9 protein-coding genes and 4 tRNA genes are annotated in these 13,292 nt (G+C 46.1%); all 13 read left to right on the forward strand.

The window, feature by feature from the left end; translation table 11 throughout:
- Window positions 1-44 precede the first annotated feature (44 nt).
- A tRNA-Tyr gene (locus E1919_RS01755) sits at window positions 45-127 on the forward strand.
- Window positions 128-226: 99 nt separating this feature from the next.
- A tRNA-Gly gene (locus E1919_RS01760) sits at window positions 227-299 on the forward strand.
- A 118-nt stretch (window positions 300-417) separates the two neighbouring features.
- A tRNA-Thr gene (locus E1919_RS01765) sits at window positions 418-489 on the forward strand.
- A 72-nt stretch (window positions 490-561) separates the two neighbouring features.
- On the forward strand, window positions 562-1,749 hold the full coding sequence (tuf, locus tag E1919_RS01770; RefSeq protein ID WP_115565649.1) for an elongation factor Tu: 1,188 nt from the start codon (window positions 562-564) through the stop codon (window positions 1,747-1,749).
- Between the two features lie 110 nt (window positions 1,750-1,859).
- Window positions 1,860-1,932, forward strand: a tRNA-Trp gene (locus tag E1919_RS01775).
- A gap of 28 nt (window positions 1,933-1,960) precedes the next feature.
- A complete protein-coding gene (gene secE, locus E1919_RS01780; protein WP_115565648.1) occupies window positions 1,961-2,152 on the forward strand; it encodes a preprotein translocase subunit SecE in 192 nt (63 codons plus the stop codon).
- A 9-nt stretch (window positions 2,153-2,161) separates the two neighbouring features.
- Entirely contained in the window at window positions 2,162-2,719 is a 558-nt protein-coding gene (gene nusG, locus E1919_RS01785; RefSeq protein WP_115565647.1) for a transcription termination/antitermination protein NusG, read from the forward strand.
- A 12-nt stretch (window positions 2,720-2,731) separates the two neighbouring features.
- Window positions 2,732-3,175: a 50S ribosomal protein L11 gene (gene rplK / locus E1919_RS01790; protein WP_115565646.1), complete on the forward strand. Its 444-nt coding sequence runs from the start codon at window positions 2,732-2,734 to the stop codon at window positions 3,173-3,175.
- Between the two features lie 14 nt (window positions 3,176-3,189).
- Window positions 3,190-3,882: a 50S ribosomal protein L1 gene (rplA, locus tag E1919_RS01795; protein ID WP_162051625.1), complete on the forward strand. Its 693-nt coding sequence runs from the start codon at window positions 3,190-3,192 to the stop codon at window positions 3,880-3,882.
- 5 nt (window positions 3,883-3,887) lie between these two features.
- A complete protein-coding gene (rplJ, locus tag E1919_RS01800) occupies window positions 3,888-4,412 on the forward strand; it encodes a 50S ribosomal protein L10 (RefSeq protein ID WP_162051626.1) in 525 nt (174 codons plus the stop codon).
- Window positions 4,413-4,455: 43 nt separating this feature from the next.
- Complete coding sequence (rplL, locus tag E1919_RS01805; protein ID WP_115565643.1) at window positions 4,456-4,836, forward strand: 50S ribosomal protein L7/L12; 381 nt, start codon at window positions 4,456-4,458, stop codon at window positions 4,834-4,836.
- A gap of 157 nt (window positions 4,837-4,993) precedes the next feature.
- A complete protein-coding gene (gene rpoB / locus E1919_RS01810; RefSeq protein ID WP_162051627.1) occupies window positions 4,994-8,866 on the forward strand; it encodes a DNA-directed RNA polymerase subunit beta in 3,873 nt (1,290 codons plus the stop codon).
- 107 nt (window positions 8,867-8,973) lie between these two features.
- A complete protein-coding gene (rpoC, locus tag E1919_RS01815) occupies window positions 8,974-13,287 on the forward strand; it encodes a DNA-directed RNA polymerase subunit beta' (RefSeq protein ID WP_162051628.1) in 4,314 nt (1,437 codons plus the stop codon).
- Window positions 13,288-13,292: the final 5 nt, after the last annotated feature.

A 13,292-nucleotide genomic window follows, 5' to 3' on the forward strand; every position in this document is an offset into this window, starting at 1 on the left:
GATCTAAGGGAAAGTTTTGCTGATTTTTGTGAATTAGTGAAGTCGGGGAGATTCCAGAGCGGCCAAATGGGACGGACTGTAACTCCGTTGTAGTGATACTTCGCAGGTTCGAATCCTGCTCTCCCCACTTATTAATTTGAATGGTTGAATAACAGAATGGCTGAATTAAATTCTTGTTATTTTATTCAATCATTTAAACATTCAGTTATTCAAAATTGGAAAAGAAGCGGGAGTAGCTCAGTTGGTAGAGCGATAGCCTTCCAAGCTATAGGCCGCGAGTTCGACCCTCGTCTCCCGCTCATTTAAGTTAAAGAGATTACGACTTATTAATTTACGGATTAACTGGAGAAGGAAATTCATGCAGATGAGCTTCCTTTTTACTGTAAATAGGGTTGTACTATCAAAGTGAACTTAGAAGCCGACGTAGCTCAGGGGTAGAGTGCTTCCTTGGTAAGGAAGAGGTCGTGGGTTCAATTCCCATCGTTGGCTCAAAGTCCGTTACGTGTAATTAAAAAGCGCGACATAAACTTAAACGTTTTAACCTTAATTTAATATCATACAATGGCTAAAGAAACATTTGACCGTTCCAAACCGCACGTAAATATCGGTACTATTGGTCACGTTGACCACGGCAAAACAACTTTGACTGCTGCTATCACAACTGTGCTGGCAAACAAAGGTCTTGCTAAACTACGTGACTTCTCTTCAATTGACAACGCTCCTGAAGAAAAAGAAAGAGGTATTACTATCAATACATCACACGTAGAATACGCAACTGTAAACCGTCACTATGCACACGTTGACTGCCCAGGTCACGCTGACTACGTGAAGAACATGGTTACTGGTGCTGCCCAGATGGACGGCGCTATCCTTGTGGTTGCTGCTACTGATGGCCCAATGCCACAAACACGTGAGCACATCCTTCTTGCCCGTCAGGTAGGTGTACCTCAGCTTGTAGTATTCATGAACAAAGTGGACATGGTGGATGACCCTGAGCTTCTTGAGCTTGTGGAGATGGAAATCCGTGAACTGCTTTCTTTCTACGATTTCGATGGCGATAACATCCCTGTAATTCAAGGTTCTGCTCTTGGTGGCCTGAACGGCGATGCGAAGTGGGTTGCTACTATCGAAGAACTTATGGAGGCTGTTGACTCCTGGATTCCAATTCCAGCTCGTCTGACTGACCTTCCATTCCTGATGCCAGTAGAAGATGTGTTCTCTATCACGGGTCGTGGTACTGTTGCTACAGGCCGTATCGAGCGTGGTGTAGTTAACTCTGGTGAGCAGGTTGACATCCTGGGTATGGGTGCTGAGAACATGAAATCAGTAGTGACTGGTGTTGAGATGTTCCGTAAAATCCTTGACAGAGGTGAAGCTGGTGACAACGTAGGTCTGTTGCTTCGTGGTATAGAGAAATCTGATATCCGTCGTGGTATGGTTATCTGCAAGCCAGGTTCTGTTAAGCCGCACCAGGAGTTCAAAGCTGAGGTTTACGTTCTTTCAAAAGAAGAAGGTGGCCGTCACACGCCATTCTTTAACAGATACCGTCCACAGTTCTACCTGAGAACAACAGACGTTACTGGTGAAATTAAGCTTCCTGAAGGAGTAGAAATGGTTATGCCAGGTGACAACATCACCATCACGGTGTCGTTGATCAACAAGGTAGCCATGGAGAAAGGTCTACGTTTCGCTATACGTGAGGGTGGTAGAACAGTAGGTGCCGGACAGGTAACTGAAATCCTTGACTAATAATATGTTTCAAACCCGTTCTTGGAAAGTTTCTTAAGAACGGGTTTGATTTCATAAATAAATTACATAAATTTGCACTCCATTTGATAAAAAGTGGTGTGCATTTTTTTACGGGTGTAGCTCAATTGGTAGAGTAGTGGTCTCCAAAACCATTGGCTGGGAGTTCGAGTCTCTCCACCCGTGCAATTTTCAATTTCAGTATAGCGAAGCGATGAGCAAAGTAACAACCTACATAAACGAGACAGTTGAGGAAATGAGAGACAAAGTCTCTTGGCCAACTTATTCAGAATTACAAAGAAGTTCTGTATTGGTGTTGATAGGTTCCTTGATTTTTGCTCTCGTAGTGGGCGCGATGGACTTTGTTTTTGATTCAGGCCTGACGTGGTTCTACAACCAATTTTAAATTAGGAATATGGCTGATTTAAAGTGGTATGTAGTGCGCGCGGTAAGTGGCCAGGAGAAAAAAGCGAAAGCTTACCTGGAACATGAAATAATGAGACAAGGCCTCGAAGAATACGTTCCCCAGGTGTTAATACCGGCGGAGAAAGTATACGAGATGCGAAACGGTAAGAAAAGAATCAGGGAGCGTAGCTTCTTTCCAGGCTATGTGCTGATTCACGCCGACCTCTCTCATGGTGAAGCAGAGCACATCATTATCAGCACCCCAGGCGTTATTGGCTTTTTAGGTGCGAACGATGGCTCGGCAACAAAAAAAGCTGTTCCGTTGCGACAGTCTGAGGTTAACAGAATACTGGGAACTGTAGACGAAGCAGAAGAGCAGACGGAAGTACTGGACACACCTTTTATAGTTGGAGAAATTGTAAAAGTAATGGATGGTCCTTTCAGCGGCTTCTCCGGTACAGTGGAAGAAGTGTTTGAAGAGCGTAAGAAGCTAAACGTGATGGTGAAAATCTTTGGAAGAAACACCCCGGTAGAGCTAAATTACATGCAGGTAGAAAAAGAATCGTAGTAAAATTATATAATGGCAAAAGAAATTAAAGGTTACCTGAAACTTCAGGTAAAGGGAGGTGCAGCGAATCCTTCGCCACCGATTGGACCTGCGCTTGGTTCTAAAGGTCTTAACATCATGGAGTTCTGCAAGCAGTTTAACGCCAGAACACAGGATAAGCCTGGACAAGTGTTACCAGTACTGATTACAATCTATGCAGATAAGTCTTTTGACTTCGTTATTAAAACGCCTCCTGCTCCTGTATTGTTGTTAGATGCTGCTAAGCTTAAGGGCGGTTCAAAAGAGCCGAACAGAAACAAAGTAGGTTCTGTAACATGGGATCAGATCAGAGAAATTGCAGAAACAAAAATGCCTGATTTAAATGCTTTTAAAGTAGAGTCCGCTATGAAACAAGTAGCTGGTACTGCACGAAGCATGGGTATCACAGTTTCTGGTAATGCTCCGTGGAGCGAATAACGAGTTAAAGAAAAATGGCAAAGATTTCAAAAAAGAGGAAAGCTGCTTTAGAAAAAGCTGACCTGACAAAAGAGTATTCTTTAGGAGATGCCGCTTCAGTAGTAAAGGAGATTACCTTCACAAAGTTCGACGCCTCTGTTGACATAGATGTACGCTTGGGAGTTGACCCTCGTAAGGCAGATCAAATGGTACGTGGTATCGTTACGTTGCCACACGGTACAGGTAAAGATGTAAAAGTGCTTGCCCTTGTTACCCCTGACAAAGAGCAGGAAGCAAGAGACGCCGGTGCAGACTTCGTAGGTTTGGATGATTTCATCCAGAAAATCGAAAAAGGCTGGACGGATGTGGACGTTATCATCACCATGCCTGCGGTTATGGCAAAAGTAGGTCGTTTAGGTAGAATACTTGGACCCCGTAACCTGATGCCAAACCCGAAATCAGGAACTGTAACGCAGGATGTTGCGAAAGCAGTAAAAGAAGTGAAAGCCGGTAAAATCGACTTCAAAGTAGACAAGTTCGGAATTATCCACACTAGCGTAGGAAAGTCCTCTTTCTCTGCAGAGCAGCTTGCCGCAAACGCACATGAGGTGCTTCAGACACTTAACCGATTGAAGCCAGCCTCTGCAAAGGGTACATACATCAGGAGTATTACTTTGTCCAGCACGATGAGCCCGGCTGTAACCGTTGACAAGAACTCAGCAATCTAAGAAAAATGACCAGGGAAGAAAAAGAGATAATCGTAAATGAACTGACCGAGAAGTTCGCCAACACGAACTACTTCTATATTACAGATGCTTCTACCATGAGCGTAGCCAGCATCAACCAGTTCAGGAGAATGTGCTTTGACCGCGGTCTGGAGTACAAAGTATACAAGAATACATTAATCCAAAAGGCTCTAGATACTTTAGAGGCTGATACAACTGCACTTGAAGGTGTTTTGAAAGGCGCTTCCGGTATCCTGTTCTCTACGGAGTCAGGCAATGCCCCTGCAAAACTCATCAAGGACTTCAGAAAGAAAGGCAATCCGCTTCCACTTCTGAAAGGTGCTTACGTTGATGCAGGCCTTTATATTGGTGATGAGCAACTGGATGCACTGACAAAGATCAAGTCTAAGGATGAACTCATCGGTGATGTTATCAGTTTACTACAGTCACCTGCTAAAAACGTTGTTTCAGCGCTTCAGAGCAGTGGTGGTAAGTTGGCCGGTATCCTGAAAACTTTATCGGAAAAAGAATAATTTTAAAAACGTAATCAATAAGTAACTTTTAATTTCAATAAAAATGGCAGATTTGAAAGCATTCGCTGAGCAGTTAGTAAACTTAACTGTTAAGGAAGTTAGTGAACTAGCTACTATTCTGAAGGATGAGTACGGCATCGAGCCAGCTGCTGCAGCCCCAACTATGGTAGCAGGTGGTGGTGGCGCTGAAGCAGGAGCCGCAGCAGAAGAAAAGACTTCTTTTGATGTAATCCTGAAGGCAGCAGGTGCCTCTAAATTAGCAGTTGTAAAACTGGTAAAAGAGTTAACTGGTCTTGGTCTGAAAGAGGCTAAAGAATTAGTTGATGGCGCTCCTAAAGCACTTAAAGAAGGTGTTGCAAAAGACGAAGCGGAATCACTGAAGAAATCTTTGGAAGAAGCTGGTGCTGAAGTGGAGGTTAAATAATCCCACTATATCAACATACCGATAACAGGTAGACCTGACAAATGCGTCAGGTCTTTTCCTGTTTGTAGATGGGTTCAAGTTTTGGAACCCTTTTTTTACCCACAGTTGTTTTGGACTCTGTGTGTGTTACTTTTTTATTAACTAAATTCCAAAAGCTTTGGCTAACAATAGAACGACAGAGCGAATAAATTTCGCCTCTATTAATCCGGTCATTGACTATCCTGACTTCTTAGATGTTCAGCTTCAGTCATTTCAGGACTTCTTTCAGTTGGAGACACCAGCGGAGAATAGGGCTCAGGAAGGGCTGTTCAAGGTTTTTGCCGAGAACTTTCCCATATCAGATTCAAGAGAAAACTTCGTACTGGAGTTTATCGACTATCATATAGATCCTCCTAAATACTCTGTTGATGAAAGTATCGACAGAGGGCTAACGTATTCTGTACCACTTAAAGCAAAGCTTCGCCTGATCTGTAATGATGAGGATAACGAAGATTTCGAAACAATCGAGCAGGAAGTGTTCTTGGGTAACATCCCATACATGACCGAGAAAGGTTCTTTCGTAATCAATGGTGCAGAGCGTGTTATTGTATCGCAGCTTCACAGATCACCAGGTGTGTTCTTTGCACAAAGTAAGCATACAAATGGTACAAAGCTATACTCTGCCAGAATTATTCCTTTCAAAGGATCGTGGGTAGAGTTTGCCACTGACGTGAACAACGTGATGTATGCCTACATCGACCGTAAGAAGAAATTCCCGGTTACAACGCTGCTGCGTGCCATTGGTTACGGTACTGACAAGGATATCCTGGATCTGTTCGGCCTTTCTGAGGAAATCCCGGCAGATAAGAACTCTCTGAAAAACTCTATCGGAAGAAGACTTGCTGCACGTGTTCTGAGAACATGGACTGAAGACTTCGTAGACGAGGACACAGGTGAGGTAGTATCCATCGACCGTAACGAAGTGATCCTGGAGCGCGACTCTGAACTCACTCCGGAGGATATCGATATCATTGTAGATTCAGGTGTAAAATCAATTATTCTGCACCGCGAGAATGTGAACATCGCGGACTACGCGATTATATATAATACGCTTCAGAAAGACAACTCTAACTCTGAGCAGGAAGCAGTAGAGCAAATCTACCGCCAGCTGCGGAACACAGAGGCTCCAGACGTTGAGACGGCGCGTGACATTATTCAGAAGCTGTTCTTCTCAGATAAGCGTTATGACCTGGGCGAGGTTGGCCGTTACAGAATCAACAAGAAGCTTGGTCTTGACTCTAACTGGGAAGCAAAAGTACTGACGAATGAAGACATCGTGCTTATCGTGAAGTACCTGATCGGGCTGATCAACTCTAAAGCTGTAGTGGATGATATTGACCACCTGAGCAACCGCCGTGTAAGAACGGTAGGAGAGCAGCTTTACGCACAGTTCGGTGTTGGTCTGGCCCGTATGGCCCGTACTATCAAAGAGCGTATGAACGTGCGCGACAACGAAGACTTTAAGCCGGTTGACCTTATCAACGCGCGTACATTGTCTTCTGTAATCAACTCGTTCTTCGGAACTAACCAGCTGTCTCAGTTCATGGACCAGACGAACCCGCTGGCTGAAGTGACGCACAAGCGTCGTGTATCAGCACTGGGGCCAGGCGGTCTGTCAAGAGAGCGTGCCGGTTTCGAGGTACGTGACGTTCACTACACGCACTACGGCCGTCTCTGTACCATTGAAACACCGGAAGGTCCGAATATTGGTCTGATTTCGTCGCTTTGTGTGCACGCCCGCGTGAACCACATGGGCTTTATCGAAACACCTTACAGAAAGGTGATTGAAGGTAAAGTAGTAGTGGATGGCTCTGTAGAGTATCTTACTGCCGAGGAAGAAGACACCCACCACATCGCGCAGGCTAACGCCGTAATTGATGAGGGCGGTAACTTTGTGAACCCGACTGTAAAAGGACGTTTTGAGGGTGACTTCCCTGTGGAATCACCGGAAACATATACCTATATGGACGTTGCGCCGAACCAAATTGTATCGGTAGCGGCTTCTATGATACCGTTCTTGGAGCATGATGATGCCAACCGTGCCCTGATGGGTTCGAACATGCAACGTCAGGCTGTGCCACTGCTGAAAGCAGAGGCTCCGATTGTAGGTACTGGTCTGGAAAGAAGAGCAGCTATCGACTCCAGAGCTTTGGTGATTGCAGAAGGCGACGGTGTAATTGACTTTGTTGACTCCTCTAAGATTGTGGTGAAGTACGACCTGAGCGAAGATGAGAAACTTGTTTCCTTTGACGCGGAGTACGTAACCTACAAAATGGTGAAGTTTAGAAGAACTAACCAGGATACGTGCATCAACCTCTCTCCGATTGTGAGAAAAGGAGATCGCGTTACCAAAGGGGAGCCGCTTTGCGAAGGCTATGCCACTAACAACGGCGAGCTGGCCATCGGACGTAACATGCAGGTGGCGTTCATGCCATGGCAGGGTTATAACTTTGAAGATGCTATCGTAATCTCTGAAAAGGTAGTGCGTGATGATATATTCACGTCTATCCATATTGAAGAGTTTGAGCTGGAAGTTCGCGAGACAAAGCGGGGTGAGGAAGAATTAACTTCTGAAATCCCGAATGTAAGCGAAGAAGCAGTAAGAAACTTGGATGAAAACGGTATCATCCGCATCGGTGCGGAAGTAACGGAAGGAGATATCCTGATTGGTAAAATCACGCCGAAAGGAGAGACAGACCCTACGCCAGAGGAGAAGCTGCTTCGTGCCATCTTCGGTGATAAAGCCGGTGATGTGAAAGATGCGTCGCTTAAAGCACCGCCATCATTGAATGGTGTGGTGATTGAGACAAAGCTTTTCTCTCGTCCGAAGAAAGACAAGAACCTGCGTGCCAAGTCTAAGAAAGAGGTTGAAGAACTGAAGGTAAAATACAGCAGAGACCTGATCAGCATCAAGAATGTGATGGCTGACAAGCTTGTTGGTTTACTGGAAGGGAAAACGTCACAGGGAATCAAGCACAAGTTCGGTGATGATATCCTTTCAAAAGGAGTGAAGTTCACCAGAAAGAACATCACTGAAGCATTGTTCCCTGAGAAAAACCCTTACAAGGACGAAAGCAACTATGCTGTTCCGGAAGAAGTGAACATGTTCAAGGACCTGATCCTAGAGAACTGGACAGCTGACGAAAAAGTGAACACTATGCTGGTGGAGCTTGTTAAGAACTACAACAAGCGCAGAAACATCACTTCTGCACACTTCAAGCGTGAGCGTTTCACGTTGGAGGTAGGAGATGAGTTACCAGCAGGTATCGTGCAGCTAGCTAAAGTGTACATCGCTAAGAAGCGTAAGCTGAAAGTGGGTGATAAGATGGCGGGACGTCACGGTAACAAAGGTGTGGTAGCAAGAATCGTTCGTGAGGAGGATATGCCGTTCTTAGAAGACGGTACTCCAATGGACATCGTGCTGAACCCACTGGGTGTACCTTCTAGGATGAACATCGGTCAGATTTACGAGACGGTGCTTGGATGGGCAGGTCTGAAGCTGGGTAGAAAATACGCTACACCAATTTTCGACGGTGCCACGGAAGAGCAGGTTTCTGCTGAGCTGGCTGAGGCTGGACTTCCACATTTTGGACGTTCTTACCTGTTTGATGGCTTGAGCGGTGACCGTTTCGACCAGCCAGTAACAGTAGGTGTGATTTACATGCTGAAACTGGGTCACTTGGTGGATGACAAGATGCACGCTCGTTCTATCGGACCATACTCACTTATTACACAGCAGCCATTGGGTGGTAAAGCCCAGTTCGGTGGTCAGCGTTTCGGTGAGATGGAGGTGTGGGCGTTGGAGGCATTCGGTGCTTCAAACGTGCTGCAGGAAATACTTACAGTGAAATCAGATGACGTGATTGGCCGTGCGAAAGCTTATGAAGCAATCGTAAAAGGCGATGTGTTGCCGAAACCAAATATCCCTGAGTCATTCAACGTACTGATTCACGAGCTAAGAGGTCTGGCACTGGAGATTACGTTAGAATAATAAACCATACACTAAGCGCTAAGGCTACGGCCGAAGCGCTTAGCTTGTATTTGGACCGATTTTAGCTGTAAAGCCAATTCATTGTATCGACATTATTATAATATAATATGGCATTTGCGAAAAACAAAAAGCTTTCTCAGGATTTCTCTAAAGTAACGATAAGTTTGGCTTCACCAGAATCCATCCTGGAGCGTTCGAACGGGGAAGTAACAAAGCCTGAGACCATAAACTATAGAACCTATAAGCCTGAAATGGGTGGTTTATTCTGCGAAAGAATATTCGGACCTGTAAAGGATTGGGAATGCCACTGCGGAAAGTATAAGAGAATCAGGTATAAAGGCATCATCTGCGACCGTTGCGGTGTAGAGGTGACCGAGAAGAAAGTGCGCCGTGAGCGCATGGGCCACATCGAACTGGTAGTTCCGGTGGCGCATATCTGGTACTTCAAATCGCTTCCGAACAAAATCGGATATCTGCTGGGCTTACCAACAAAGAAGCTTGACCAGATAATCTATTACGAAAGATATGCAGTAATCCAACCAGGTATTCTGGCAGAAGACGGTGTGAACACACTGGACTTTCTGACAGAGGATGAGTACCTGGATATGATTGACAAGCTTCCGCGTGAGAACCAGGCGTTGGATAACAACGACCCAAACAAGTTCATCGCGCGGATGGGTGCTGAGGCGCTGCAAATGCTACTGGAGCGTACCAACCTGGACGATATGTCTTATGAGTTGCGTCACTCTGCCGCACACGAAACTTCTCAGCAGCGTAAGGCAGATGCGTTAAAGCGACTGCGTGTTGTAGAGGCTTTCCGTGATGCTGCTACCCGCATCGAGAACAGACCAGAGTGGATGATCATCCGCATGGTGCCTGTTATTCCGCCAGAACTTCGTCCGCTTGTTCCGTTGGATGGTGGCCGTTTCGCTACCTCTGACCTGAACGACCTTTACAGACGTGTGATTATCCGTAATAACCGTCTGAAGCGCCTGATAGAGATTAAAGCCCCTGAAGTAATCCTTCGTAACGAGAAGCGAATGCTGCAGGAAGCCGTTGACTCCCTGTTTGACAACTCACGTAAAGTGAACGCTGTTCGTGCAGAAGGTAACCGTGCTTTAAAATCTCTTTCTGACATGCTGAAAGGTAAGCAGGGACGTTTCCGTCAGAACTTGCTTGGTAAGCGTGTGGATTATTCCGGACGTTCGGTGATTGTAGTTGGTCCTGAACTGAAGCTGCATGAGTGCGGTCTGCCTAAGAACATGGCAGCTGAACTCTTCAAGCCGTTCATCATCCGCAAGCTAATCGAAAGAGGCATCGTGAAAACGGTGAAGTCTGCGAAGAAGATTGTAGACCGCAAGGACCCTGTTGTTTGGGATATTCTGGAGAATGTGCTGAAAGGCCACCCAGTACTCCTTAATCGTGCTCCTACGCTCCACAGATTAGGTATCCAGGCATTCCAGCCGAAACTGATCGAAGGAAAAGCGATACAGCTGCACCCACTGGTGTGTACAGCATTTAACGCTGACTTTGACGGTGACCAGATGGCGGTGCACGTTCCACTAGGACCTGCTGCTGTACTGGAAGCCTCCATGCTGATGCTGGCTTCGCATAACATCCTAAACCCTGCTAACGGTGCTCCAATTGCAGTACCTTCTCAGGACATGGTACTCGGATTATACTATGTATCGAAAGGAAAGCGTACGACTGAAACAGAAATGATCAAAGGAGAAGGTATGAGCTTCTACTCTGCGGAGGAAGTGATTATTGCCATCAACGAAGGTCTTCTTTCAAAGCAGGCATACATAAAAGTTAGAACAAAAATAAGAGACGAGCAAGGCGAACTGGTAACAAAGTCAATTGAAACCGTAGCCGGCCGTGTTATCTTCAACCAGTTTGTACCTGAGGAAGTAGGATACATCGATGAACTGCTGACAAAGAAAAAACTGCAGCAGATTATCTCCCGTGTGTTCAAAGAAACGGGTATGGCGCGTACTGCGCAGTTCCTGGACGATATCAAAACTCTCGGATTCCAGTCTGCTTATAAAGGCGGTCTTTCTATGGGTCTGGGAGATATTCAGATACCAAAGGAAAAAGACATTCTGGTAGCGCAGGCTAAAAAGGATGTGGCTGCTGTATGGCAGAACTACTCCATGGGTCTAATCACAGACAATGAGCGTTACAACCAGGTAATTGATATCTGGACACGTATCAATAACCAGATCACGGAAACGTTGATGGTTCGTCTGGAGAATGATGACCAAGGCTTTAATTCCATCTTTATGATGATGCACTCCGGAGCCCGTGGTTCAAGAGAGCAGATTCGTCAGTTAGGTGGTATGAGAGGTCTGATGGCCAAGCCTCAGAAGTCACTTCAAGGTTCCGTAGGTGAGATTATCGAAAACCCTATCCTTTCTAACTTTAAGGAAGGTCTGGATGTAATCGAGTACTTTATCTCTACACACGGTGCTCGTAAAGGTCTTGCGGATACAGCCCTTAAAACGGCCGATGCCGGTTACCTGACGCGACGTCTGGTAGACGTGTCGCAGGACGTAATCGTGAACGAAGAAGACTGCGGTACATTGAGAGGTCTGGAAGTGAGTGCACTGAAAGACAACGAAGATATCGTAGAGACACTTTCAGAACGTATCCTGGGCCGAGTGATGGTGCATGATGTATATGACCCAATCACCAATGACCTGATAGCAGAGTCAGGTTCGGAAATCACAGAGGAAATTGCGCGTGCTATTGAGGTAACTGCGATTGAGGCTGTGGAAATCCGTTCCGTACTGACCTGTGAGTCGAAGCGTGGTATCTGCGCCAAGTGCTACGGACGTAACCTGGCAACAGGCTTTATGGTGCAGAAAGGTGAGGCTGTAGGTGTTATTGCTGCACAGTCCATCGGTGAGCCGGGTACACAGCTGACACTCCGTACCTTCCATGTGGGTGGTACTGCGTCTAACATTGCGGTAGATGCAACTATCCTGGCGAAATTTGGCGGTAAGATTGAGTATGAAGATGTTCGCTCACTGGATACAGTGAACAACGAAGGGGAGCCAGTAAAAGTAGTGATGGGTCGATCAGGCGAGGTAAAAGTCGTTGACCCGAACACAGGCAAACTGTTGATCAGTAACCACGTGCCTTACGGTTCATTCCTGCACGTGAACGATGGTCAGATAATAGAGAAAGGTGCTCAGATATGTAACTGGGATCCATATAACGCGGTGATTCTTTCTGAGTTCGACGGTGAAACTGCTTACGAATCCGTGATCGAGGGTATTACTTACCGTGAGGAGTCGGATGAGCAGACAGGTTACCGTGAGAAAGTAATTATCGATACAAAAGATAAGACGCAGAACCCTGCCATTATCGTGAATCCGAAGAACGGCGAGCCGAAAGGCTATAACATTCCGGTAGGAGCTCACTTAACGGTGGAGAATGGCGAGAAAATCAAAGCAGGGCAGATCCTGGTGAAGATTCCTCGTGCAATTGGTAAAACGCGTGATATTACAGGTGGTCTGCCACGCGTGACGGAGCTATTTGAGGCTCGTAACCCATCTAACCCGGCCGTAGTGTCTGAGATTGATGGTGTGGTAACCTATGGTACCGTGAAGCGTGGTAACCGTGAAATCTACATCGAGTCTAAAGACGGCGTGAAGAAGAAATACATGGTGCCGCTTTCCAAGCACATCCTCGTGCAGGACAACGACTTTGTACGTGCGGGTATGCCATTGTCAGATGGTGCTATTACGCCTTCAGATATATTGAATATTCAGGGACCGGGTGCCGTACAGGAATACCTTGTAAATGAAATTCAGGAAGTATATCGTCTGCAGGGTGTGAAAATCAACGATAAGCACATTGAGGTGGTTGTACGCCAGATGATGCAGAAAGTGATTGTGGTAGATGCAGGTGATACAAGCTTCCTGGAGAACCAGGTGGTGGATAAGATTACCTTCATGGAAGAAAACGACCGCATCATTGACATGAAAGTGGTAGAGGAGTCAGGTGATTCACCTAACCTGAAGCCAGGACAAATTGTGACAGCCAGAAGGCTGCGTGATGAGAACTCCAGCCTGAAGCGCAGGGACATGAAGCTGGTAACGGTGCGTGATGCATCTCCATCAGTGTCAAGACCAACGCTGCAAGGTATCACACAGGCTTCATTAGGTACGCAAAGCTTTATCTCAGCTGCATCCTTCCAGGAAACGACGAAGGTACTGAGCGAGGCTGCTATCAAAGGTAAGGCCGATGAGTTACTGGGTCTGAAAGAAAACGTAATCGTGGGTCACCTGATTCCTGCAGGTACAGGTCTGAGAGAATATCAGAAACTAATTGTAGGAAGCCAGGAGGAGTACGAAGCGTTGGTAGAGTCTAAAAAGGCGACTACTAAGAGACAGCAAGAATTACAGAAAAGATAATTAAG

Origin of the sequence: Pontibacter pamirensis, from assembly GCF_010015475.1 — a bacterium.
In the GTDB taxonomy this organism is placed as follows: domain Bacteria; phylum Bacteroidota; class Bacteroidia; order Cytophagales; family Hymenobacteraceae; genus Pontibacter; species Pontibacter pamirensis.